The sequence below is a fragment of the Variovorax sp. PDC80 genome, from assembly GCF_900115375.1.
Taxonomy (GTDB): domain Bacteria; phylum Pseudomonadota; class Gammaproteobacteria; order Burkholderiales; family Burkholderiaceae_C; genus Variovorax.
Map to the genome: position 1 here is coordinate 213,526 of NZ_FOWG01000003.1, position 23,535 is coordinate 237,060.

At 69.1% G+C, this 23,535-nt stretch carries 25 protein-coding genes and 1 pseudogene; 17 read left to right on the top strand and 9 right to left on the bottom strand.

Features of this window, described 5'->3' with window-relative positions; all coding sequences use genetic code 11:
• The first annotated feature begins 127 nt into the window (after window positions 1-127).
• The 5 genes from BM109_RS10790 (at window position 128) to BM109_RS41180 (ending at window position 3,881) form a co-directional block, all read left to right on the top strand.
• Entirely contained in the window at window positions 128-370 is a 243-nt protein-coding gene (locus BM109_RS10790; protein WP_093342736.1) for a hypothetical protein, read from the top strand.
• A gap of 317 nt (window positions 371-687) precedes the next feature.
• On the top strand, window positions 688-990 hold the full coding sequence (locus BM109_RS40725; protein WP_143129143.1) for a hypothetical protein: 303 nt from the start codon (window positions 688-690) through the stop codon (window positions 988-990).
• A gap of 302 nt (window positions 991-1,292) precedes the next feature.
• The gene (locus BM109_RS10795) at window positions 1,293-1,640 is read left to right on the top strand and encodes a barstar family protein (protein ID WP_093342737.1); all 348 of its coding nucleotides are present in this window, start codon (window positions 1,293-1,295) and stop codon (window positions 1,638-1,640) included.
• The gene (locus BM109_RS10800; protein WP_143129144.1) at window positions 1,640-2,359 is read left to right on the top strand and encodes a hypothetical protein; all 720 of its coding nucleotides are present in this window, start codon (window positions 1,640-1,642) and stop codon (window positions 2,357-2,359) included. Before BM109_RS10795 ends, BM109_RS10800 begins: the two co-directional genes overlap by 1 nt.
• A 1,357-nt stretch (window positions 2,360-3,716) precedes the next feature.
• Window positions 3,717-3,881, top strand: a complete 165-nt coding sequence (locus BM109_RS41180; RefSeq protein WP_177239309.1) for a hypothetical protein — start codon at window positions 3,717-3,719, stop codon at window positions 3,879-3,881.
• A 44-nt stretch (window positions 3,882-3,925) separates the two neighbouring features.
• On the opposite strand, the gene BM109_RS10805 is transcribed toward BM109_RS41180, so the two are convergent.
• Window positions 3,926-4,828 carry a LysR family transcriptional regulator gene (locus tag BM109_RS10805; protein ID WP_093342740.1) on the bottom strand — a complete coding sequence of 301 codons (903 nt, stop codon included), beginning with the start codon at window positions 4,826-4,828 and terminating at the stop codon, window positions 3,926-3,928.
• A 101-nt stretch (window positions 4,829-4,929) separates the two neighbouring features.
• Between BM109_RS10805 and BM109_RS10810 the strand changes: the two genes are divergently transcribed.
• A complete protein-coding gene (locus BM109_RS10810; protein ID WP_093342742.1) occupies window positions 4,930-5,736 on the top strand; it encodes an NAD(P)H-dependent oxidoreductase in 807 nt (268 codons plus the stop codon).
• Here BM109_RS10810 and BM109_RS10815 read toward each other — a convergent pair.
• The 4 genes from BM109_RS10815 to BM109_RS10830 form a co-directional block, all read right to left on the bottom strand.
• Window positions 5,733-7,826 carry an alpha/beta hydrolase domain-containing protein gene (locus BM109_RS10815; protein WP_093342743.1) on the bottom strand — a complete coding sequence of 698 codons (2,094 nt, stop codon included), beginning with the start codon at window positions 7,824-7,826 and terminating at the stop codon, window positions 5,733-5,735. The genes BM109_RS10810 and BM109_RS10815 overlap by 4 nt on opposite strands.
• A gap of 136 nt (window positions 7,827-7,962) precedes the next feature.
• Window positions 7,963-8,928, bottom strand: a complete 966-nt coding sequence (locus BM109_RS10820) for a Bug family tripartite tricarboxylate transporter substrate binding protein (protein ID WP_093342745.1) — start codon at window positions 8,926-8,928, stop codon at window positions 7,963-7,965.
• A gap of 57 nt (window positions 8,929-8,985) precedes the next feature.
• Window positions 8,986-9,351 carry an AtuA-related protein gene (locus BM109_RS10825; protein WP_093342746.1) on the bottom strand — a complete coding sequence of 122 codons (366 nt, stop codon included), beginning with the start codon at window positions 9,349-9,351 and terminating at the stop codon, window positions 8,986-8,988.
• Window positions 9,348-10,739 (bottom strand): acyclic terpene utilization AtuA family protein, encoded by a 1,392-nt coding sequence (locus BM109_RS10830; RefSeq protein WP_093342748.1) that lies wholly within the window; start codon window positions 10,737-10,739, stop codon window positions 9,348-9,350. Before BM109_RS10830 ends, BM109_RS10825 begins: the two co-directional genes overlap by 4 nt.
• A 101-nt stretch (window positions 10,740-10,840) precedes the next feature.
• On the opposite strand from BM109_RS10830, the gene BM109_RS10835 reads away from it, so the two are divergent.
• Complete coding sequence (locus BM109_RS10835) at window positions 10,841-11,785, top strand: LysR family transcriptional regulator (RefSeq protein WP_093342749.1); 945 nt, start codon at window positions 10,841-10,843, stop codon at window positions 11,783-11,785.
• Here BM109_RS10835 and BM109_RS10840 read toward each other — a convergent pair whose 3' ends face one another.
• Window positions 11,786-12,763 carry a LysR family transcriptional regulator gene (locus tag BM109_RS10840; RefSeq protein WP_093343448.1) on the bottom strand — a complete coding sequence of 326 codons (978 nt, stop codon included), beginning with the start codon at window positions 12,761-12,763 and terminating at the stop codon, window positions 11,786-11,788.
• 113 nt (window positions 12,764-12,876) lie between these two features.
• Here BM109_RS10840 and BM109_RS10845 point away from each other — a divergent pair, with 113 nt between their 5' ends.
• The 7 genes from BM109_RS10845 to BM109_RS10875 all read left to right on the top strand — a co-directional run bounded on the left by BM109_RS10845 (window position 12,877) and on the right by BM109_RS10875 (window position 17,690).
• Window positions 12,877-13,863: a tripartite tricarboxylate transporter substrate-binding protein gene (locus BM109_RS10845; RefSeq protein ID WP_093342751.1), complete on the top strand. Its 987-nt coding sequence runs from the start codon at window positions 12,877-12,879 to the stop codon at window positions 13,861-13,863.
• A gap of 26 nt (window positions 13,864-13,889) precedes the next feature.
• Window positions 13,890-14,432: a 4-hydroxylaminobenzoate lyase gene (locus tag BM109_RS10850; protein WP_093342752.1), complete on the top strand. Its 543-nt coding sequence runs from the start codon at window positions 13,890-13,892 to the stop codon at window positions 14,430-14,432.
• Between the two features lie 3 nt (window positions 14,433-14,435).
• The gene (locus BM109_RS10855) at window positions 14,436-15,158 is read left to right on the top strand and encodes a nitroreductase (RefSeq protein ID WP_093342754.1); all 723 of its coding nucleotides are present in this window, start codon (window positions 14,436-14,438) and stop codon (window positions 15,156-15,158) included.
• A gap of 73 nt (window positions 15,159-15,231) precedes the next feature.
• The gene (locus BM109_RS10860; RefSeq protein ID WP_093342755.1) at window positions 15,232-16,377 is read left to right on the top strand and encodes an aromatic ring-hydroxylating oxygenase subunit alpha; all 1,146 of its coding nucleotides are present in this window, start codon (window positions 15,232-15,234) and stop codon (window positions 16,375-16,377) included.
• Between the two features lie 91 nt (window positions 16,378-16,468).
• Window positions 16,469-16,783: an ArsR/SmtB family transcription factor gene (locus tag BM109_RS10865; protein ID WP_093342757.1), complete on the top strand. Its 315-nt coding sequence runs from the start codon at window positions 16,469-16,471 to the stop codon at window positions 16,781-16,783.
• 2 nt (window positions 16,784-16,785) lie between these two features.
• On the top strand, window positions 16,786-17,250 hold the full coding sequence (locus BM109_RS10870; RefSeq protein WP_093342758.1) for an SRPBCC family protein: 465 nt from the start codon (window positions 16,786-16,788) through the stop codon (window positions 17,248-17,250).
• A 23-nt stretch (window positions 17,251-17,273) separates the two neighbouring features.
• Window positions 17,274-17,690: a GFA family protein gene (locus tag BM109_RS10875; protein ID WP_093342760.1), complete on the top strand. Its 417-nt coding sequence runs from the start codon at window positions 17,274-17,276 to the stop codon at window positions 17,688-17,690.
• A gap of 125 nt (window positions 17,691-17,815) precedes the next feature.
• Here BM109_RS10875 and BM109_RS10880 read toward each other — a convergent pair.
• The 3 genes and pseudogenes from BM109_RS10880 to BM109_RS10890 form a co-directional block, all read right to left on the bottom strand.
• A pseudogene (locus BM109_RS10880) lies at window positions 17,816-18,448 on the bottom strand (FABP family protein); the annotation flags it as partial.
• A gap of 58 nt (window positions 18,449-18,506) precedes the next feature.
• Window positions 18,507-19,481: a Bug family tripartite tricarboxylate transporter substrate binding protein gene (locus BM109_RS10885; RefSeq protein WP_093342763.1), complete on the bottom strand. Its 975-nt coding sequence runs from the start codon at window positions 19,479-19,481 to the stop codon at window positions 18,507-18,509.
• Between the two features lie 7 nt (window positions 19,482-19,488).
• Window positions 19,489-20,274, bottom strand: a complete 786-nt coding sequence (locus BM109_RS10890) for an IclR family transcriptional regulator (protein ID WP_093342764.1) — start codon at window positions 20,272-20,274, stop codon at window positions 19,489-19,491.
• A gap of 182 nt (window positions 20,275-20,456) precedes the next feature.
• Between BM109_RS10890 and BM109_RS10895 the strand changes: the two genes are divergently transcribed.
• The 3 genes from BM109_RS10895 to iaaH are packed head-to-tail and all read left to right on the top strand — an operon-like array spanning window position 20,457 to window position 23,528.
• Window positions 20,457-21,137: an NIPSNAP family protein gene (locus BM109_RS10895; RefSeq protein WP_177239310.1), complete on the top strand. Its 681-nt coding sequence runs from the start codon at window positions 20,457-20,459 to the stop codon at window positions 21,135-21,137.
• A 45-nt stretch (window positions 21,138-21,182) separates the two neighbouring features.
• A complete protein-coding gene (locus tag BM109_RS10900; RefSeq protein WP_177239311.1) occupies window positions 21,183-22,022 on the top strand; it encodes an alpha/beta hydrolase in 840 nt (279 codons plus the stop codon).
• A gap of 27 nt (window positions 22,023-22,049) precedes the next feature.
• The gene (gene iaaH, locus BM109_RS10905) at window positions 22,050-23,528 is read left to right on the top strand and encodes an indoleacetamide hydrolase (protein WP_093342769.1); all 1,479 of its coding nucleotides are present in this window, start codon (window positions 22,050-22,052) and stop codon (window positions 23,526-23,528) included.
• The last annotated feature ends 7 nt before the right edge of the window (window positions 23,529-23,535 follow it).

Sequence of the window (23,535 nt, forward strand, 5' to 3'; positions counted from 1 at the left end):
CTCCCAGTGCCTAAAGTCATTCCTCTGTGCGACTCGCGAGTTCTGCCACGGTTGGCCTTGTCCGATGGTTCCGATGCGGCGATCATTCCTCGCGCCAGGTACAAGAAATCACTGACGCCACACACCGATGACTGCAAAGCGATTCCCCACGATAAGCATTGCGGTGACGGTGGTCCTGGCCGTCGTTCTCACCGCATCCAACACGATATACGAGCGCTACTGCGCCTTCGGCTTCGGTGGCTTTCAGTGCAACGATCCCGTTTCCGGCTATGGCAGCGCGCTGATCACGACATCACTGGTCTCCATCGCCCTCCTCGTCGTATCGGCGGCAATTGCGGTATGGAAGCTCATCGCTTGGGCTCGAAGCTAAAAACGGCGGCCTACAGCCATTGCTCACGTTGGGCCTCAGGCAGCAGCGAGGCGGCAAAGGCCGGCGTGACTTTCGATACTGGCGCACGCCAGCCGCCGTGCGCACAGTGACGCGCTGTGACATCGCACAAGAGACTCCGATGGCTTCTGGCAGCCATATGCCTGGGCATCATGGGCATGCCGTTGTCCCAGACATCGGCGTGCGCGCCGGCCGCCCCTCGCGATCCGGGGTGGCAAGGCATCGTCATCGAGGCACCTCCCCTGGTCCGGACGAAGCCTGGCCAGGCCGCAGTTGTGTGGGTGTGCGGGCTGGCAGTCATGCCCATCGTCGTGCCCGCCCCGCCCGAGATGAGGCTTGTTGCGGTCAACAGCACCACCGGCCAGCGCTACGCTGGCCCCGTTCCCGCGCCGACACCGCAGGACAACGAGATACCCAATCCCATGCAGCGCCCACCCAGGCAGCCACATGAGGTTTTCGGGATGACGGGACAGGTGCGCTTCTACCTGGACCTGATGGCGGTACTTCGCTTACCTCAGAGGAATGCGGACTACCGGGTGCATGTTGAAAGAGGCACGCTTTCGTCCAATGAGGTACAGGTGCGGGTTCGAGTCGCCGGCTGAGACAACCGCGGCGAGCCCGTCGAAAGATCCGCTGGACGCCGTTTCGTCTTCGGCGGCGCGACGACTTCAATCTGGCGAAAGCAAGGCTCGGCAGCTTGCGCACCTAGCCAGACCGCACGACGAATACCATTTTTCAACGCCCATGTGCGTCGAGTCTCTTCCTCGTGCTCTTTGGCGCGTTTGAAACCCGCTGCGAGAGGGAGCTCAGCCAAGAGTAGCCGTTCGCGCTGGCGGCAAACTCGGCCATGATGATCCCTGGAATTGATCCGCGGTCTCTGGAGCCGAGCCCAACAGGAGCAACGATGAATGATCGCAAGAGCGAAGTGACGATAGATCTGATCGACGTAGCCAGTCCACTCGAACTCCAGCAACGGCTCTCGACATCTCTCGAGTTTCCGGGCTGGTACGGTAAGAACTGGGACGCTTTCTGGGACGCCATCACCGGCTTGGTGGACATGCCGCATCAGCTACGACTGGTCGGATGGCAGACTCTCAAAGACCGCCTGCCGCTCGATGCCGAGTTGCTCCAGGCATGTCTCGAGAGGATGCAGAAGGAGCTGCCCGGCTCGGCTTCGACCGTGGTCTACGAGAGCGAACGCGATGCCCTCCCCGATGCAGTTCGGTCGGGCGGTCGAGTGAAAGGTCTTTGATGTCAGTCCTCCCCCGAGGAGTTCCGGGCAACGATCCACCCGGCGTTGTGGACGCAAGCTTCGATCGCTACAGCGGTGGCGAATTCGTCGGCAAGAAGCACATATTGCGGTCGATCCCGGCCGCGCTGGAGCGGGTGCTCCCGGACTTCCGCTACATGAGCAGCATGGCCCAGTACCGGCGACCATTCGAAGGTGGAACCAGCTACATCATCCTCGGCGTTTCCAAGATGGTCCTGACCCTCGATTTCGGCACGAACATCGATGCAGTGGAGGACATCAGGAAGCACCTTTTCTCATGCACTCAGGTCAAGAACAGCCCCAACACCATATCGCTGAGAACCGGGACCATGGGACTGGACAGCACACGATGGCGACAACCTGAACACGCGATCTGGCCCATCACGGGTTCCGAAGGCTTGCAGCTCGCTGGGCCGGAGATCGCTGCTGTCGTCGAAGACATTGTTCTGCCGTACCTTGCGCGTCACGAGCAGCCCGAACATGTCCGAGAGACGCTTCTGAATCATCCGGGCAATGCATCTGGCGCCCACCTCTACCGGGCAGTGCCTTTCGCCATCGATGTGCTTCGCGGAAGAATGGATTGGCTCGAGGATGACTTTGCGCATTACAGAGCATTGCTTCCCTCCCACGGTGCGGAAGCCCACTCCGCCCTCGAAGAACGCTACAAGCTCGCGAAAGAGGCCATACGGGTACGCGGCTGACGCTCCTGCGCTATTCGATGCGTTGAAGGCCGGCCTTCAATGGAACCGCATCCATTTCCCCTCAGGCCATCTTGGTGACTTCGCACTGAGTTTGCATTCCACCACCTTTTCCGCGCTCTAAATCTCTACCGCTGAGTTTTTCAATCCGAGCAAGGAGAACGGAAATGACGAAGACAAAAAGAGCGCGCTATCGTGCAGGATCGCTCCCGACGGCAATAACCTTCAGCAACTCGATGAAGCGAGGGCTGTCGTAGTTCAGAGATGCCACGAACTGTCGGGCTTCAACCCAGGTCAGCACCTGCACCACTTTGCCGCCATCCACCCCTTCTAGATAAATCACTGGTGGATGGTGGGTAGACCGCCTACTCCGGTGGAGTTGGACCCGCAAGAACAGTTCGTACCAACGCCCGTCATCCGCGTCGAAGCACAGGCTGTAGGAACCCCCATCCCGACAGACGTCGACCTCCCAGATCCTTTGTACGTTCACGGCGATTTTCGCTCTCGATCGCTTTTTCTGACCGCTACGGGACAGGCGCGTAAAAGACAACCGTCAGATCCACGTCGTCGACGATCGCAAGGAGTCCACATTGTGAACATATCGCAACGATAGGCGACTGGGCGACGATGTGGTCCAAGAGAGCATCAACACTCGTCGACTCGCTTGCAACATCAGTGAGCTCTTCGGGAACCAGCAAACGCAGGCCGCTTCCTTCATAAAGGTTCTTGCGGATCAACGCACCGCACCGACACTCGAATTTGCTTGCCATGGATCGTGAAGGGATTTTGAATTTCCTGCGCAATTATCTCAGTCAGCGTTCGCTGACGCTGGTTTTCCCCCGTCAAACTCCCTCCGTCAGTCGCGCACCACGCGCCCTCCGACCGTCAACGGCAAGGCCACTTTAGTGACTTCGCACCGAGTTTGCATTCAGCCCTTCTCCACGCCGTAAATCTCGACAGCAAATTCCCCTACCCCAACGACCCGCCATGTAGGCAAGGAAGGCAGCACGCACGACACCCTGAACGGATAGATGAACGAATCAACCGCTGTGCTCGCACCGCTGGCAGGCCTTCGCACACGTTTGAGCTACTACACTCGCTCGCGTGGCAGACAGTCTGTTCATCCCCATCTCGCAACCGCCCGCCGACGTCTTGGAAGTTGAGTCGCTCGTCGCCGAGGTGTTCCTCGAACTGGGGAGAGCGCCTCCACGGTTGTCTCTACGCAGAAATGATGACGTCCTGGCTACCAACTTGATGACCTCCTTCCTCATGTTCGAGGGAGAAGGCCCCAACGACTTCTGCTGGACCTCCATCAGCGATGGTGCCGATAGAGATCACGGAAGATTCCAGTCGACCCTACATGGTCAACGTCACCACCCGAGGCGACTGGAAGTTCGGAGGCGCCGTTGCATATGCCTTCTGCAAGCACGAGGGAAGCTGTGTATTCAACGATTCAGGGGTGCTCGATGGCTCACCTCGATTCGACGCCGATTCGCTGCGAAACGCACTGCTGGCTGATCCCTGAGACGGTCGGGACGGTGAAGCCGATGCCCCGCCAGCGCCCCAACCTCACTCCCGCCCCACCCCCTCCACCACCCTCTCCCTCACCCACCGATGCCCCGCATCCCGATGCTTCCTCTCATGCCAAAGCATCGCCATCTCATACCCCGGCACCTCCAGCGGCGCCTCCACCACGCGTAGCCCCGCAGCCCCGCGCGCCAGCCGTTCGGGCAGCATCGCGACCATGTCGGTGGTCTGCAGCACCGAGATCATGAAAAGGAAATGCGGCACCGAGAGCGCCACGCGCCGCGTGAGGCCCTTCTCGGCCAGGGCCTCGTCGGTGGGCCCGCTGAAGCCGCCGCCGCCGAGCGACACCACGACGTGCTCGAGCGCGCAGAACTGCGCGAGCGTTGGCCGACTCTTCAGCCGCGGGTGGCCGGCGCGGCCGGCGAGCACATAGCGTTCGTGGAACAGCACGCGCCGGTGCAGGCCCGGCGGCGCGCCCACGCTGGTGTGAAAGAACAGGTCGACCTCGCCCTGCTCCAGCTGCCGCGCCATGCGCAGCGGCACTGCCTCGACCACGGCCAGACGGGTGTGGGGCGCGGCGGCGCGGATGGCGGCGAGCGCGGGCAGCAGGATGGCCGACTCGGCATAGTCGGCGGCGGCCACGCGCCAGGTGGTGGTGGCCTCGGCGGGGTCGAAAGGCTTGCTGGGCGCGACGGCGCGCCCCAGCGATTCGAGGGCCTCGCGCAACGGCTCGCGCAACTCGTCGGCGCGCGCGGTGGGCCGCATGCCGCGCTGGGCGGGCACGAGCAGCGGGTCCTTGAACACCTCGCGCAGCTTGGCGAGCTGCACGCTCACCGAAGGCTGCGAGAGGTTCAGGCGCTCGGCGGCGCGGGTGACGTTGCGCTCGGCCAGCAGGGTGTCGAGGGTGAGCAGCAGGTTGAGGTCGAGGCGACTCAAATTGTTCATGGCAATTTCTGGAATTCGAACTATTCATTTCCAATATATCGCCACGCTGCCTAACCTGCGGTCATCGCTCCTCTTCTTTCCTCATGACCTCAGGTGAATCCATGAACGTACTCCTCGTGCTCGCGCATCCCGAACCCGCCTCGCTCAACGGCTCGCTGCATCGCTTCATGCGCGATCGGCTCGAGGCCCAGGGCCATTCGGTGCGCACCTCCGATCTCTATGCGATGCGCTGGAAGCCCACGCTCGAAGCGGCGGACTTTCCGGCGCGCGACGCGGCCGCTCCCTTCGACCCCGCGCTCGATTCGCTGCGCGCCTTCGAAACCGGCACGCAGGCGGCCGACATCGAGGCCGAGCAGCAGAAGCTGCTGTGGGCCGACGCGATGATTCTGCAGTTTCCGCTCTGGTGGTATTCGATGCCGGCGATCCTCAAGGGCTGGATCGAGCGCATCTATGCCTATGGCTTCGCCTACGGAGTCGGCGAGCATTCCGACAGCCACTGGGGCGACCGCTTCGGCGAAGGCTCGATGGCGGGCAGGCGCGCGATGGTGGTCACCACGACGGGCGGCTGGGCCTCGCACTACGCGCCGCGCGGCATCAACGGGCCGATGGACGACCTGCTGTTCCCGATCCATCACGGGATCCTCTACTACCCGGGCTTCGAGGTGCTGCCGCCCTACGTGGTGCACCGCACGGGCAAGGTCGACGCGGCCGCCTATGCACGCATCGAACAGGAGCTGGGGGCGAGGATGGACACGCTGTTCAGCACGGCGCCGATCCCGTTTCGCCGCCAGAACCATGGCGATTACGAGATTCCCGCCCTCACCCTGCGGCCCGACATCGCGCCGGGCCGCTCGGGCTTCGGGGTGCACCAGGCACCGGCCGAAGCCCAGGCTGCCACCGAGGCTTAGGGCAGCACCGGCGTGGCGGCCGCGGCGGCGATCGCGGCGTCGGCATCCACGCGCAGCATGAAGCGCCGGGCGACGAGGTCGTTGGCGGCGGCGGTCACGGCCGACACGTAGCCCGCCTGGTCGGTGTAGCGCTCCTGCAGCGACAGGCGCGGATCGCCGCTGCCGGTGCGCGCGGCGGTGGTCTTGGCGAACGGGAAGTACGCGCCGAACAGGCCGGCCTGGTCGATGGTGGCGGGCTTGCTGGTGTAGTTCCAGCCGGTGTTGGTGCCCAGCGGCACGGCCACGTCGAGGCTGCGGATGCCGGCGATGTCGTTGCCGTCGGCATCGACCTGCGGCACGAGGATGGCGTAGTCGCGGCCCAGGTAGGCCGGCGGCACCTGGGTGGGGATGCCGCTCTCGTCCTGCGGACGGTAGCTCGGACCCCAGTCGAGCAGCGAGAAGGTGTTGACCAGGCCGGTGTAGCTCACGCCCGGAATGGCCGGGAACTTCACCTGCTGCGGCCGCACCAGGGTGCTGTCGGCGAGCCTGGGCACCTGGCTGTCGGGCGGGTTGGTGCCCTTCACGACCCAGTCCTCGAGGTTCTGGTAGAGCGCGCGCACCACGGGGATCACGCCGGCATTGCCGTTGGTGGCGTAGAGCGCGCCGGCCGCGCTGCCGGGCATCGAGGGCAGGCCCAGCAGATGATGGCTGCTGGCGTAGTAGTACACGCGCGCATTGGCGGGCTGCGCGAGGTCGGTGGTGCCCCAGGCGTCGGTCAGGAGCGGCGAGCCCTGCAGCACGTAGAACTCGGTGCCGCTGAAGCCGATGAAGAGCTTGGGGCAGGTGCCGCTGGCTTCGCAGCGCGACAGGATGCCGCCGCGGCGCTGGGCCACGTCGTCGACGTAGTCCTTCGACAGGCCGCGCGTGCCGGCCTGGCCGAAGGCGGTGTGGTCGCTGCGCACACCACCGCCGCCGCCCGGAATGGCGAAGCGGGTGTTGATGTTGGTCTGGCGCGCGGCGATCTGCGCGAACACGCCGTCGAACACCTTGCGGCCCGCGCGGTCCTCGTTGAAACCGAGGTGAACGAAGGTCTTCATGAAGTTGCCGCACTGCGACACGCCCGATGCAATGGTGTTGCGAATGGCGCTGGCCACGGGATTGGCGGTGCCGGCGGCATCGCTGGCCTCGTGGTGGAAGAAGGCGATCATGTCGCGCAGCGCCGCGAGGCCCAGCCCCATCACCTTCGGGTCCTTGGCGACGTAGACGAGCTCGTACATGTAGGCCGGGTCCCAGCCGGCCTTGAGGCACACGCTGGTTTCGTCGGGCGTGCCCGGGAACGGGGTGCCGGCAGCGCACTTGGCGAACTTCCATTCGCTGGCCGGGATGAGCTGGCGCGCGTCTTCCTCGTTGATGCGGCGCGTGAGCACGTAGCCCGGCTTGGTGTTGTCGAGGCTGGCGGTGGCATAGGCCTGCATCGCGGCATTGAACGGACCACCGGGCAGCGGCAGCGAATCGCCGGTGGCCACGGTGGGCAGCAGCTCGGCGCGGTAGGGGCCGGTGATGGTGCTGCCATCGGGGTTCTTCGCCACGGGCACGGTCAGCGTGACCTTGCCGGCGGCGGCGGGCACGTCGCCCTGCCAGGCGGCGGTGAGGAACACGTAGCCGCGCGATGCGAAGTAGGGATCGAGGTTGACGATGTTGCCGCGATTGGGCGCGTCATAGCGCAGCACGCCGCTGGCCTTGCTCATGTCCTTGGGCTTGAAGAGCACGAACTCGGACTTGTATTCGACCTTGCCGTTGGCATTGGTCGGCGCGAGCGCGAGGTCCTGGATGATGGCGTTGTGCGTGTCCTTGGGGTCGACCTCGCCGGTGAAGGTGCCGGTGATCTTCTCGTAGGCGCCGGCGCTGCCGAAGCTGCCGGGCACGTCCTCGGTCTTGGCGATCGAGAGCGTGTACTTGGGCGCGCTGGCCGCGGGCGGTGGGTTGGTGGCGGGCGGGTTGCTGGCGGGCGGGGGCAGCAGCAGGCCGCCGCCTCCACCGCTGCCGCCGCAGGCGGTCAGAAAAAGCGCGGCCGTGACCGCGCTGGCAGCCGCGAGGCTCCATCGATTCATGTCTGTCTCCTGTGGTTGTGATGTATCGGCGCCGGGCGCCTGTGTGCGGCACGATGCGCGCCGCCGCCGCGCGGCCGGCAAGCCGGTCGGCGGGTGTCGTGGGGCCGGGGAAGAATCCCCCGGCCCTGGAACTCGTTTACTCGGCCTCGATGCCGGCCGCCTTCACGATGCGGCCCCACTTCTGCGATTCGCCGGCCTGGAACTTCGCCAGTTCCTCGGGCGTGGTGGTGAAGACCTCGGTGCCGCTCGGCTCGTAGAAGGCGGTCTTCGCGCTGTCGCTCTTCGCGGCCTTCACCAGCAGTTCATTGAGGCGCTTGACCACGGCCGGCGAGGTCTTCGCGGGTGCGTAGGCGGCGAACCAGTAGCCCATCTCGTAACCCTTGACGCCGGCCTCGGCGATGGTGGGCACGTCGGGCGCGAGCGGCGAGCGGCTGGCGCTCGACATGCCGAGCGCGCGCAGCTTGCCGCCCTTGACCTGCGGCAGGCCGGTGGCGGTGTCGGTGATCATCATGTCGATCTGGCCGCCGAGCAGGTCGGTCACGGCCAGGGTGTTGCTCTTGTAGGGCACGTGCAGCAGCTTGATGTCGGCCATCTGCTGCAGCAGCTCGCCGGCCATGCGGCTCGACGAACTGCCGCTGCCGAAGCTCAGCTTGCCCGGCTCCTTCTTCGCGAGCGCGATGAAGTCGGCCACGCTCTTCACGTTCGAGGCCGGGTTCACCACCATGATCTGGCCGCCCTTGCCCAGGCCGGCGACGGGCGCGAAGTCCTTCACCGGGTCGTAGGGCAGCTTCTTGTAGAGATGCTCGTTGGCCGCGTGCGTGGTGTTGGTGGTGACGAGCACGGTGTAGCCGTCGGCCGGCGCCTTGGCGACGAACTGCGAGGCGATGAAGCCGCTGGCGCCGGCGCGGTTGTCGATGACGACCGCCTGCTTGGTCTCCGCCGTGATGACGTTGCCGAGGGCGCGCGCGATCTGGTCGGTGGCGGTGCCGGCCGCGAAGGGCACGACGAAGGTGATCGGCTTCTCGGGGAAGGACTGCGCCTGGCCCAGCAGCGGGGCCAGGGCCAGCGCGGCGCCGAGCAGGGTGAGGGAACGTCGGTTCATGGTCTTGTTGTCTCCGGGATCGATGGTTGGAAATTCGGTGAAGGGTTGCTTCGGCGCTCAGGGGCCGGCCAGGTGATGCGCAAGCTCGCTCGGCACGCGCACGGGCATGTCGAGCAGCAGGAACGAGAGCGCCTTGCCGTGGGTGTCGAGGTTGAGCGCATCGTTGACGCCGCCGTCGAGCACGGCATCGAGCACGAAGTTCATGGCGTGCAGCTTCGGCAGCAGGAAGCGCTGCACCTGCGAGGGCGCGCGGTGGCGGAACTGCTCGGCCACGCGCTCGGGCGTGAGCTGCTCGGCGAGCACGGGATAGAGCGCGGGATGCCAGGCGATGACGCTGATGTTCGAGCGATCGCCCTTGTCGCCGGTGCGGCCGTGGGCGGCGCGGTAGAGGGGGACTTCGAGGTACGGGTGTTCGGTGCTCATGCGCCCTCTCCTTCGTCGAGCAGCTCGAAGCGCACCGGCACCGCCTCGCGCGGCAGCAGGCACGAGATGGTGTTGAGCCGCGGCGTGAGCGCGGTGCGCACACCACCGCCGCCCGCGGGCCCGCAGGTGTAGAGGGCCGTGACCTCGCGCGCCAGCCGCTCGGCCTGCGCGCGCTCGGCATGGGTGGCTGCCACGCGCAGCCGCACGTCGCGCAATCCGCTGTCGGGCGTGGCCGCGAGCGCCTGGCCGGCGTCGTCGCCGAAGATGCTCAGCGCGCCGATCAGGTCCACGCGCAGCGCGAGCCCTTCGAGCCGTTCACGCAGCACCTGTGCCGCGAGCCGTGCCCGTGCCTCGGCACGCGGGCCGGCATAGGAGATCTCGCCCTCGGCAAGCCAGCCGCCCTCGTGGCAGACGTTGACCTTGTAGTGCGCGGGCCGCGCATGGCCGCGCACGCCCGAGAGCGCCACGCAGTCAGGTCCGGGCAGCGCATGCACCTCGGCCTCGGCGATGTCGGCCACCACGTCGGGCGTGAGGTAGGCGGCGGGGTCGTGCACCTCGTAGAGCAGCTGCTCCTTCACCGTGGCCTCGCTCACGAGGCCGCCGGTGCCGTCGGCCTTGCCGATGGTGCAGTGGCCGTCGGCATCGATCTCGGCAATGGGAAAGCCCACGGCCGCGAGGCCCGGCACGTCCTTGTAGCCGGGGTCGGCGAAATAGCCGCCGCAGACCTGCGCGCCGCATTCGAGCAGATGCCCGGCCATGGTCGCGCGGCCGAGCCGGTGCCAGTCGTCGGCGCGCCAGCCGAAGTGCGACAGCACGGGGCCGACGGTCAGCGAGGGATCGGCCACGCGGCCGCACACCACCACCTGCGCGCCCGCGTCGAGCGCGGCGGCGATCGGCTCCGCGCCGATGTAGGCATTGGCGCTGACCACCTGCAGCCCGTCCATTGCGGCGCCGAGCGCTTCGCGCAGCAGCGCGCGGTGGGCCGGGCCCGAGAGGTCGTCGCCCTCCACCACCGCGATGCGCGGCACCGGCGCGCCGAGCTCGCGGGCCATGCGCGCGATGTGGCGCGCGGCGGCACGCGGGTTGGCGGCGCCGAAGTTGCTCACGATGCGGATGCCGTGGGCGAGGCAGCGCGCGAGCACGGGGCGCAGCATGGCGTCGAGCAGCGGTTCGTAGCCGGCCTCGGGGTCGGCACGGCGGCGCAGCTGGGCCAGCGCGAGGGTGCGCTCGGCCAGCGTCTCAAAGATCAGGAAGGCGCGCTGCCCGGCGGGGCCGTGGCGCAGGCGCGCGATCAGGGTGTCGACCACCGGTCCGGCGGCGTCGGTGCGGTCGCCGGAGAAACCGGCGGCGCATCCGATCAGGAGGGGCGGCGATGCGGGGGAGTCCATGGCCGGCGACTGTAGGCACCCGTACCTGATCCGTAAAATCGAAAGTTCAGATCGATTGATCTGGATTTCGAATAACAACGACCGAGCCTCGGAGACAAGCGATGAGCACCAGCAGCACCGCCGCGCGCAAGACACCCGATCTCTCGACCCGCCAGCTGCGCGCCTTCCTCGCGCTGGCCGAGCTGCGCAGCTTCACGCGCGCGGCGCAGGCCAGCCACCTGTCGCAACCGGCCTTCAGCGCGCTGATCCGCACGCTCGAGGACGCGGTGGGCACGCGGCTGTTCGACCGCGACACGCGCAGCGTGCAGCTCACGCCCGAGGGCCGGCTGTTCGAGGGCTCGGCGCGCCGCCTGCTCGACGACATGGGTGGCGCCATGGCCGACCTGGCCGACCACGTGGAGCGCCGCAAGGGCCGGGTGCGCGTGGCCGCCCTGCCCTCGCTGGCCGCGGGCTGGCTGCCGAGCGTGTTCGCCGAGTTCATGCAGACCTGGCCCGGCATCCGCGTCGACCTCGACGATGCGCTGTCCGACGCCTGCATTGCGCTGGTGCGCAGCGGCCAGGCCGACTTCGCGCTCGCGGCCTCGGGCGCGGGCGAGGCGGCCTACAGCGACCTGCGCGGCCAGCGGCTGTGCGCCGACCGCTTCCACCTGGTGTGCCGCACCGACCATCCGCTCGCGCGCGAGACCCGGCTCACGGCCAAGAAGCTCGCGCCCTGGCCCTTCATCCAGATGGCGCGCAACAGCAGCGTGCGGCAGGCGCTCGACGTGGCGCTGCATCCGCTGCGGCTCAACGCGGTGTTCGAGGTCGAGCACCTGGCCACGGTGATGGGGCTGGTCGAGGCCGGGCTCGGCATCAGCGTGGTGCCGGCGCTCACGCTGTTCCACTTCCGGCGCGACACGCTGGTGACGCGGCCGCTGCCGCTGCCCGCGCTCACGCGCACGGTCTACCTGGTGCAGCGCAGCGAGGGCAGCCTGTCGGTGGCGGCGCAGACGCTGCACGACCTGATCGTGGCGCGGCTGGGCAAGCTCAAGCTCGACGACTTCTGATCAGCCCTCGCCGCCGGCCGCCCTGGCCGCCGCGGCCACCATCTCGCGCAGCCAGGCATGCGCGGCGTCGTGGTCGTTGCGCCCGTGCCAGACCGCGCGCGTGACCACGGTGGCGGCACGGTACGGCGGCTGGCGCTGCAGCAGTTCGCCGGCGCGCGCGAGGTAGGCACCGAGCGAGGCCGGCACGATCGACAGCATGTCGCTCTCGCGCAGCAGCGCGGGAATGGCCAGCGAATGCGGCACGGTCACGCGCAGGCGCGGCGCCTGGCCGATCGCGGCCAGGGCCTCGGCGAGCGCGGAGCGGTCGAACATCTCGGACTGGCGCGCGAGGCCGCGCTCGAGGATGAAGCCGTCGACGGCGCCCTCCTCCTGCCCGCCGAGCGAGGTGGTGACCAGCGCGTACTTGGCGAGGTCGCGCACCGCGAGCTTGCGCCTGGCCGCCGGATGGCCCTTGCGCATCAGGATCACCTCGCCCTGCGACAGCAGCGTGCGCGCGTTGAGCCGCGCCGGCACCTGCGAGAAGGTGCCGATGGCGAGGTCGATGCGGCCCAGGTCGATCTGCTCGGCGAGGTCGAGCCGGGTCGAGGGCCGGATCACCAGGTCGACGCCGGGCGCGGCCTGCTGCAGCGCGCGCGTGAGGCCGGCGACGATGACCGCCGTGATGTGGTCGTTGGCCGCGATCGTGAAGCGGCGCGAGGACAGCGCGGACTCGAAGGGCTCGACACCGAGCGTGGCCTCGATGCGGCGCAGCGCATCGCGCAGCGCGGGCGCCATCGCGCTCGCGCGGCCGGTGGGCTGCATGCCCTTGCCGGTGCGCACGAACAGCTCGTCGCCCACCAGCTCGCGCAGCCGCGTGAGCGCATGGCTCACGGCCGACTGGCTGAGGTTGAGCCGGCGGCCGGCCAGGATCAGGTTGCGGTCCTCGAAGACCGCGTCGAAGACCTTCAGCAGGTTGAGGTCCATGCGTCCGATGCTCATGGCGCGCTTCTTCGTGAGTTGAATGCCGTGCATTCTGCGCTTGCAAAAGCGCCAGTTCCATTCAATTCGGGGCCGGCCGATCATTCGGCCACTCCACACCCACGAGGCCCGCCATGAACGCACTCACACGCCGCCGCTTCACGCAGGCCGCGCTCGCCCTTCCGGCCGCCGGCTGGCTGCCGCGCGCCTTCGCGCAGTCGCAGGGCAGCCCGGGCAAGCTGCTGGTCGGCTACCCGGCCGGCGGCACGCTCGATACCACGGCGCGGCAGCTCGCCGAGGCCTGGCGCAAGCAGGGCCGGCACTACCTCGTCGACAACCGCGCGGGCGCGGCCGGGCGCATCGCGAGCGGCCAGCTCAAGCGCGAGAAGCCCGATGCGAGCGTGCTGCTGTGCACGCAGGCCTCGGCGCTCACGATCTATCCGCATGTCTACAGCAAGCTGGCCTACGACCCGGCGACCGACTTCGTGCCGGTCTCGCCGCTGGTGATCGCGACCTGCGCACTCGCGGTAAGCGCAGCGGTGCCGGCCTCGGTGAAGACACTGCAGGACTACGTGGCGTGGGTGCGCGCCACGCCCACGGGTGCCAGCTACGCCTCGCCGGCCGCGGGATCGGTGGCGCACTTCCTCGGCTGGCAGCTGTCGGAGGCCGGCGGGCTGAAGCTGCAGCACGTGGGCTACCGCGGCTCGGCGCCGGCGATGCAGGACCTGCTGGGCGGCCAGATCCCGGCCTACCTCGGCTTCGTGGCCGACTTCCTGCCCTACCTGCAGCAGGGCAAGCTGCGCATCCTCGCCGTGAGCGGCGAGCAGCGCTCGCGCTTCATGCCGGCCGTGCCCACCTTCGCCGAGCAGGGCTTCGCGCAGATCCGCGGCGCCGAGAACTACGGCGTGTTCGCGCCGCCGGGCACGCCCGAGGCCGGCGTGCGCGCGCTGCACGAGGCGATGGTCGTGGCCAGCAAGGACCCGGGCCTGCGCGCGGCCTTCGACCAGGTCGGGCTCGAGGTCCACACGCTGGCGCCCGACGACTACGCACGCCAGATCCGGCGCGAGCGCGAAGCCTGGGGACCCGTGGTGCGGGCCTCGGGCTTCCGCTCGGACGAATGAACCCTCCAACCCCCACGAGCAAAGACATGAGCACGACACACACCGACCGCGAGGAACTGATCGAGCGAAGCCTTCCCTTCCTCGAGGAGATCAAGGACATGACCACGGGCACCGAGGTCGAGCAGTGGCTCAACCGCACCCATGGCCCCGACAGCGCGCTCTACCGGTCGCTCGCGCGGCTGGTGAGGCAAGGCGTGCGCGACGGCTGGGCCGCCAATGTCGAGCTCGACGGACCGGTCTACCGCCGCAGCCGCATCGCCGAGCCCTCGGAGCGCACCTTGGGCTTCAGCATCACGGCCGTCTACATGGACAGCACCGGCAACACGCAGGGCAACCCCGGCCACGCCTACCGCGGCCAGTACCACGCCCATCCCTACGGCGAGTTCAACATGGTGGTGCCACTCAACGAAGGCGCCGCGCTCAACGGACCCAACGGCTGGTGCGAAGCCGGCTGGACCGCGCCCGCGCCGGGCAGCCACCACTATCCCGAGGCGCGCGGCGGCGCGGTGATCGCGCTGTTCTTCCTGCCGGCGGGGCGCATCGCCTACCACCCGGCGCCACGGGACTGAGCGATGCAGCGGGCCGACGCTCCCACCGACAGCGCACGCCATGTCGACGCGGTGCTGCGTGCGCGCCGCTCGGTGCGCGCCTTTGCGCCGCGGCCGCTGCCGCAGGCGCTGGTGCGCGAGATCCTGCAGGTGGCGGCCACGGCGCCGAGCAATTCGAACACCCAGCCCTGGCGCGTGCACGTGCTGGCCGGCGCGCCGCTGAAGGCGCTCGGCGCTGCGCTCGACGCGGCCTTCGTGGCCGGCGATTTCGAGGCGCCTTCGCACTTTCCCGATCCGCTGCCCGGTCCCTTCTGCGAGCACCAGTCGGCCTTCGCGGCGTGCTACTACGGCGCGCTGGGCATCGACCGCGCGGACGCCGCGGCCCGCGCGCGGCAGACGCGGCGCAACTACGGCTTCTTCGGCGCGCCGGTCGGGCTGATCTTCGGCATCGATGCGCGGCTCGCGCGCCACAGCTGGCTCGACCTCGGCCTGTTCGTGCAGAACGTGATGATCGCGGCCAAGGCGCGCGGCATCGACACCTGCCCGCAGGTGTCGTTCGCGCCCTTCCATGCGCTGATCGCGGCGCGGCTGGGCATGCCACCCGAGGAGGTCACGGCCTGCGGCATGTCGATGGGCTGGGGCGATCCGTCGGCCGAGGTCAACCGGATGGCGATGCCGCGGCGGGCGGTCGAGGACTTCGCGCGCTTCGAGGGATTCGAGGGATTCGACGAAGCCTCGACCAGTTGAGACAAGCCGCGCCGGGCGCCGCTGGCCACAATGAAGCCCCCACCCGTGGAGGCCGCATCGATGGCACAGGCGCATGCAGCATGACGAACAGAAGGCGCTGATCCGGCGCGCGCTGGCATTGATCGCCAGCGGCGGCAGCGAGCGCGGCGAACCTTCGCTGAGCCCGGTGTCGCGCTACCTCGACCCCGAGCGCCATGCGCGCGAGATCGAGCGCATCTTCCGCCGCCATCCGCTGGCGCTGTGCCCCTCGGCCGCGCTCGCGCGGCCCGGCGACACGCTGGCCATCGACGCGGCCGGCATGCCGCTGCTGCTGGTGCGCACGCGCGAGGGCGAGCTGCGCGGCTTCGTCAACGCCTGCCGCCATCGCGGCGCGCGGCTGCGGCCTGCCGGCGCGTCGAACCAGCGCGTGTTCGTGTGCCCGTATCACAGCTGGACCTACGGGCTCGACGGCAGCCTGCGCGGACGGCCCGGCGAGGCCGACTTTCCGCATGCGCCGGCCGCGGACTGCCAGCTCGCGCGCGTGCCCGTGGCCGAGGCGCTGGGTTTCGTCTGGGCGATTCCGCGCGTGGCCGATGGCGAGGACGATGCGCGCATCGACATGGAAGGCTGGCTCGGCCGCTTCGGCGCCGACCTGCGCCACTGGGGCTACGACCGCTGGGTGCCCTTCGACCAGCGCGAGTTCGCGAACGCCGCCAACTGGAAGATCCCGTTCGAGGCCAACCTCGAGACCTACCACTTCCAGTACGCGCACCGCGACAGCATCGCGCAGATGTTCCACGACAACCTGCTGATCGCCGACCACGAGGGCGCGCACCAGCGCCTCTTCCTGCCCAAGCGCGGCATCGAGCGGCTGCGCGAACTGCCCGAGGACCAGTGGCAGCTCGGGCCGCATTCGAACGTCATCTACTACTTCTTCCCGGCCACCTTCATCCTGCACGAGGGCGACCATGCGAACGCCTTCACCGTGCTGCCCGAGGCCCCCGAGCGCTCGCGCGTGATCGCGACCATGCTGATCCCCGAGCCGCCCGCGAACGAGAAGGCGCAGCGGCACTGGCGCCGCAACCTCGATTCGTACTGGGGCGCGCTGGCCGAGGACTTCGCGCTCGGCGTGTCGGTGCAGTCCACGCTCGCGAGCGGCGCGCAGTCATCGCTGTACCTCGGCGCGACCGAGTGCTGCTCGGCGAAGTTCCACGCGGACGTGGAAGCGGCGATCGCCTGAAGCAAGCCCTCGGCCATCGGTCGCAGCACGGGCCGGCTTGACATGCAGGTATTTGCCTGCATATCATCCGCTCACGCACGAACAACGACGAATGGACGCTGACAAGGTTTTCAAGGCACTGGGCGACCCGACCCGCAGGAAGCTGCTCGATCTGCTGCACGACCACAACGGGCAGACGCTCGGCGAGCTCTGCGAGCACCTGGACATGGCGCGGCAATCGGTCACGCAGCACCTCGGGCTGCTCGAGGCGGCCAACCTGGTGACCACGGTCTGGCGCGGCCGCGAGAAGCTGCACTTCATCAACCCGGTGCCGCTGCACGAGGTCTACGAGCGTTGGGTGCGCAAGTTCGAACATCAGCGGCTCACGCTGCTGCACGACCTCAAGAAGGAACTCGAAGGAGAGTGACGATGAAGCCAGAGAAGATCAGCTATGTCTACGTGACCTACATCCGCTCGACGCCCGAGAAGGTGTTCGAGGCCATCACCCGGCCCGAGATCGCGCGGCGCTACTGGGGCCACGAGAACGTCTCCGACTGGAAACCCGGCTCGCCGTGGCAGCACGTGCGCGCCAGCGACGAGCGCCCGGTCGAGCTGGTGGGCCAGGTGGTCGAGATCGCGCCGCCGACGCGGCTGGTCATCACCTGGGCCGGCGCCTCGCAGGCGGCCGACCCCGAGGCCTACAGCCGCGTGGCCTTCGACATCGTGCCGTACGAGGACATGGTGCGGCTCACCGTCACGCACGACGAACTCACGGCCGGCAGCGGCATGGCCAAGGGCATCCAGCAGGGCTGGCCGATCGTGCTGTCGAGCCTCAAGTCGCTGCTCGAGACCGGCGAGGGCATCGACGTCTTCGCGAAACCCAAGGCGGCCTGAGGCCGCGCACCAGGAGAAGCGCCATGACCCAGCCCTACACCGGCGGTTGCGCCTGCGGCGCGATCCGCTACAGCACGCCGCATGCGCCGATCTTCCAGAACCATTGCCAGTGCAGCGACTGCCGGCGGCGCAGCGGCACCGGGCATGGCTCGTACCTGACCTTTCCGGCGCGCGCCGACATGGCGATCACCGGCGAGGCCAGCGAATGGGCGATCGCGGCCGACAGCGGCCAGCGGAAGAGCCATGCCTTTTGCCCGATCTGCGGCACGCCGCTGTTCGTGCGTTTCTCGGGCATGCCCGAGCTGATCGCGGTGCATGCGGGCAGCCTCGACGAGCCCGAACGCTTCGCGCCGCAGGTGCTCACGTACCGCGTGCGCGGGCTGGCGTGGGATGCACTCGATCCCGCGCTGCAGGCCTTCGAGCGGATGCCGACGGCTTAGGCCAGCGCGTCGGGCACGCCCGGCACCGCGGGCTTCACGCTGGCCTCGACGGGCGGAATCGGGATCATCGTGTCCCCTGCTTCGGCAGCAGCGACCGCCGAAGCCACCGATCCCGCGGCCTCGGCCAGCGCCGCCTGCGCGGTCGGGTTCGGCGTCGGCTCGCCGATCTTGCGCAGCGTGTTGCGGTCGGTATGGGCGAAAGGCTCGGGCTTGCCGCGCACGTCGAGCAGCGTGGTCTGCTCGTACGACCAGCTGCCGTCGTCGTGGATCGTCACGTCGATGGTGTAGCGCAGGGTCTTGAACGCATGCTCGAGGAAGGGGTTGGCGAGGATGCCGTTGGTGTCGCCGCCGCGCACGGCCTCGAGGCGGAAGCTACGCGCGTCGGGCGCGGCCTGGCCGGTGGCCATGGCCGTGAGGCCGCGCGGGATCGACAGGGTCTGCACCAGCGCGCCGGTGGCCGGCTCCCAGAGCCAGTAGCCGACCTGGTCGTGGAAGGTCTCGACGTCGTCGGGCTTCACGATGCGCAGGTGGTAGCGCAGGCCGTAGAAGATCTGCGGGCCGTTGGTCTGCGCATCGATCGGCTGGAACTCGGCATGCTCGATGAAGGCCTCGGCCTCGGGGCCGTCCTCCTTCGGGCTCACGTCGTGGCCCATGGTGCCCATCCAGATGCCGGCCAGGCCGGTCAGCGGGCCGAGGTTGGCGAGCGTGTGCGGATCGGGCTCGGGTTCGGTGTAGATGTCCTGCGGAAAATCGGCCATGGGGCACTCCTCTTGTTCGTTGTTCGTGATGCGATGAAAAACGGATCGGGGGCCGCCATCATTGGTCGAGCCGGATGCCGACCTTGGCGATGATCGCGCCCCATTTGCGGCCTTCGCTGTCGATGAAGGCCCTGAACTCCTCGGGCGAGCCGCCGCCCACGGCCAGCCCCTGGTTGGCAAGCAGCTCGCGCACGGCGGGATCGCGCAGCACGGCGTTGACGTCGGCATTGATGCGGCGCACCACCTCGCCCGGTGTGCCGGCGGGCGCGAACAGGCCGTTCCAGGCCAGCGACTCGAAGCCCGGGTAGCCCAACTCGGCGACCGTCGGCAGATCCTTCATGAGCTCGAAGCGCTGCGCGCTGGTGATCGCGATCAGCTTCACGCGCTGGCCCTGGATCAGCGGCAGCAGCGCGGGCGCCACGGTGAACAGCGCCTGCGTGTCGCCCGAGGCCAGCGAGAGCCCGGCCGGCGGCGAGCCCGCGTAGGGCACGTGCACCGCCTCGATGTGCGTGACGCTGCGCAGCAGCTCCATCGTGAGGTGCGAGGAACTGCCCGCGCCCACCGAGGCATAGCTGAAGCGGTCGCGCTGCCCCTTCACCCAGGCGATGAACTCGGGCAGCGTGTTGGCCGGGTTGCTCGCCTGCACCGCGAGCACGTTGGGCTGCGAGGTGGTCAGCACGATCGGCAGCAGGTCGCGCGCCGGTGCGTACGGCATGCGCGCGTACATGTAGGGGCCGAAGGCGATCGGTCCATTGAAGCCGATGCCCAGCACATGGCCGTCGGGCGGCGCCTTCGCCACCGCGTCCATGCCGATGAGCCCGCCGGCGCCGGCCTTGGTCTCGACCACCACCGGCTGCTTCCACACGGTGCGCAGGCGGTCGGCCAGGGTGCGCGCGATCAGGTCGAGCGAGCTGCCCGCGGGCGCGGGCACGACGATGCGCACGGGCTTCACGGGCCAGTCCTGGGCTTGCGCGCCCAGCGACAGCGTGCAGGCGCACAGCAGCGCGGCGAGGCGGTGGAGCAAGCGGGCCATGGCAGTCTCAACGCGCGGGCGACGCCGCGTGGAAGCGCTCGCGCGCCTGCCCCAGCAGCTCGACGCAGCGCGCATCGAACTCCGGCGTGTAGCGCACGTCGGGCACCACGATGTTGAAGGCCGCGGGCGCGGCCGGGTCGCCCGAATCGATGGCGATGGCAATGCCCACCACGCCCGGCGTGTGCTCGCCGCGCGAATAGGCGATGCCGCTTTCGCCGACCTCCTCGAGCTGGCGCTTGAGCACCGCGAGCGTGGTGGCGGTGGCGGGCGTCTGGGCCTGCAGCCGCACGTTCTTGAGGTAGGCCTGGCGCCGCGCCACGGGCATGGCCGCGAGGATCGCCTTGCCGGCCGAGGTCGAGTAGAGCGGGAAGCTGTCGCCCACCGCCATGCGGTAGGACAGCGGCGCGCGCGACTCGGCCACGCAGGCGCGCTCGACCTCGTCGCCGCGCAGCACCGAGAACGAGGTGGCCTCGCCCGCGGTGCGCGCGAGCCAGTCGACGATGGGTCGGGCCTGCGCCATCAGCCGTTCGCGCAGGCCGCTGCCCCGCACCAGCTCGAACACGGCCGGGCCCAGCGCATAGGTGCTCTGCGCGCCGTCGAAGCCGAGGAACTCGCGCGCCACCAGGTTGCGCAGCAGGTGCGTGAGGCTGCTCTTGGGGATGCCGAGCGCGATGCCGATCTCGTGATGGGTCAGCGCCCCGCCCTGGCGCGCGAGGAGCTGGAGGATGTCGAGCACCCGGTCCGCCGACTTCACGGCGGCCGATTCGGGGGGCTTGCTGTCTGCTGCGTCCATGGGTGCCTGTGCTGTGAGGTGCGCCGATTCTAGGAAGCGCGCGGCCGAAGCCCTGCCAATCGGCGCGCCGGGTGTTTGACAGCCGCGGTTTGCGTGTTTATATTCTGGAACAGTTCATATATATGAACAAACACCGATTCCAGGCCACCCCGCGTTCAAGCATCGAAACACCTCGCCGTCTTATGCAGCGCCTCTATTTCCACGAAATCCTCGACCCCGTGCGCCAGCCCGGCGCCCACACCCGCTACCTCGAGACCCTGGGCCGCCTGGTGCGCACCGAGGGCAATGCGCGCGGTTCGGCCAGCAACGGCTGCATGGCGGCCTGGGTGCCGGTATTCCTCACCGGGCGCTGGCCCGAGATCGTGACCTTCTGGGAGATGCAGGGCGGCTGGGAGGGCTTCGGGCGCCACTTCGACGCCACGCCCGACCTGTTCCACGAGCCGCTCGAGCGCTTCTACGGCGAGCGCACGGGCGGCTTCGACCGCGTGCTGGTGGCGGCCGACTACAGCATCGACCGCGCACGGCTGCTGGCCGAGGGCGTGCGCGCGCCGGTGGTACTGCAGCAGACCATCGGCCTCGAGGCCGGCGGCGCATCCGACTACCTCGCGCGGCTCGGCGAGGCCGCCGCGCGCATCGAGGGGCCGGGCGCGCCGCGCCTGTTCGGCGCCTACGAGACCGCGCTGCGCAACGGCAGCGAGGCGCTGGTGCTGTGGGCCTTCGACGACTTCGCCGCGCTCGCCGCCTTGCAGGCGCGGCCCAATGCGGTGCCCGGCTGGGCCGACTGGGCGCGCACCGCGCGGCCGCTCGAACGCACGCACACCGGCCTGGTGCTGCGGCCGGCCGACTGGTCTCCGCTGCGCTGAATCCCCTTTTTCTTTTTCATGACCTTCGAACCTGGAGACAACGCAATGGAACGCAGACGATTCCTCGAAAGCAGCGGCGCGCTCGGCGCCGCGGCGGCGGCCACGGTCGCCTCGGCGGCCGCGACCGCCCTGCCCGGCTGCAGCAGCGCCGCGCCGGCAGCGCGCCCCTCGGGCAAGACCTTCGTGCTGGTGCACGGTGCCTGGCATGGGGCCTGGTCGTGGGAGCGGCTGACGCCGCTGCTGCGCGCCCAGGGGCACGAGGTGCGCGTGCTCACGCTGGCGGGCGTCGGCGAACGCATCGGCGAGATCTCGACCGCCATCGACCTCGAGACCCACATCGCCGACGTGACCGGCTTCATCCGCAGCCAGGACCTGCGCCAGGTGGTGCTGGTGGGCCACAGCTACGGCGGCTACCCGATCACGGGCGCGCTCGACCGGCTCGCGGCCGAGCGCCGCATCGACACGGTGGTGTACCTCGATGCCTTCGCGCCGCACAACGGCGAACGCATGCTCGACTACCTCGACGCCACCGGCAAGGCCGAGTTGCAGGCCGCGCACCGCGCGGGCAATCCGCACTGGCCCAAGCTGCCGGCCAAGGCCTTCGGCCTCGGCAATCCGGCCGACATCGCCTGGGTCGACGCGCGCCTGACCGACCACCCGAACGGCACCTACCTGCAGCCGATCTCGCTGCGCGCCGCGCCCGGCGCGGCCGCGCGCAAGCGGCTCTACATCGCGGCCTCGGCGCCCGCCATGCCGGTGTTCGATGCATACAAGGCGCGGCTGCGCAACGACCCGGCCTGGACCTTCGTCGAGGTGCAGGGCGGCCACGACGCGATGGTCGACCACGCCGACACGATCGCGCGGCTGCTCGATGCGCATGCCTGATTCCCCTCACCTCCTTCTCTTGCTCCCATGAAGCTCCTTCCCCAACCCGCCGCCGCGATCGCCTACCTGGCACTGGCCGGCGCCGCGCACGCGCAGCCCGCGCCCATGCCCACGCTGCTCGAGGCCGCCACCGCGATCCGCGAGAAAACCACCACCAGCTGCGAACTGGTCGAGCGCTCGCTGCGCGCGGCCGACCTGCACCAGGACCTGCATGCCTTCATCACCATCGACCGCATCGGCGCGCGCCGCGCCTGCGCCGAGGCCGACCGCGCCGTGGCGCAGGGCCGCAAGCTCGGTCGGCTGCATGGCGTGCCGGTCGCGATCAAGGACAACATCCTCGTCAAGGGCCTGCCCTTCACCGGCGGCACGCGCGCGCTGCAAGGCTACGTGGCGACGCAGGACGCGCCGGCCGTGGCGCGGCTGCGCGCCGAGGGCGCGATCGTGATAGGCAAGCTCAACCTGCACGAACTGGCCTTCGGCGCCACCGGCAACAACTTCGCCTATGGCGCGGTGGGCAATGCCTACGACCCGAGCCGCTTCGCGGGCGGCTCCAGCGGCGGCTCGGGCGCGGCCGTGGGCGCGCGCATCGTGCCGGCCGCGCTCGGCACCGACACCGGCGGCTCGGTGCGCATCCCGGCCGCGCTCAACGGCATCGTGGGGCTGCGACCGACCGCGGGCCGCTATTCGGGCGAAGGCGTGCTGCCGGTCTCGACCGCGCGCGACACCATCGGCCCGCTGGCGCGCAACGTGGCCGACCTGGCGCTGCTCGACGAGATCCTCTCGGGCAGCCGCGGCGAGGTGCAACCCAGGCCACCCGCCGGCCTGCGCCTGGGCGTGGCGCGCGCGGCCTTCTACGACAACGCCGACGAGGCCACGCGCCGCGCCTTCGATGCCGCGCTCGACAAGCTCAAGGGCGCGGGCGCGCAGATCGTCGAGATCGAGATCCCGCAGCTGCGCGAGGTCGCGGCCAGGGTCGCGCCGGTCACCGACTACGAAGCGCGCGTGGGCATCGCCGCCTTTCTCGCGAAGCACAAGACCGGCGTGAGCCTCGACCGGCTGGTGGCCGACATCGCGAGCCCCGACGTGGCGGCGGGTTTTCGCAACCGCATCGTGTCGGCCAGCGCGCCGACGCGCGAGGCCTACGACACCGCGCTCAAGGTCGAGCGGCCGAAGCTGCAGGCGCTGCTGCGCGGCGCGTTCGAGAGCAACCGGCTCGACGCCCTGCTCTACCCCGTGACGCTGGCGCCGGCGCTGCCGATCCGCGGCACCGAGATGAGCGTGACGATCAACGGCCGCACCACCAGCACGCTGGCCGCCTACATCGCCAACACCGGCCCCACCAGCACGGCCGTGCTGCCGGGCGTGACGGTGCCGATCGCGTTGTCCGACGAAGGCCTGCCGATCGGCCTGGCCATCGACGGCCTGTGGAACAGCGACCGCGCGCTGCTCGCGATCGCGATGGGCATGGAAACGATCTTCCCGGCGCTGCCGGCTCCCAAGCAATGAAAGAAGG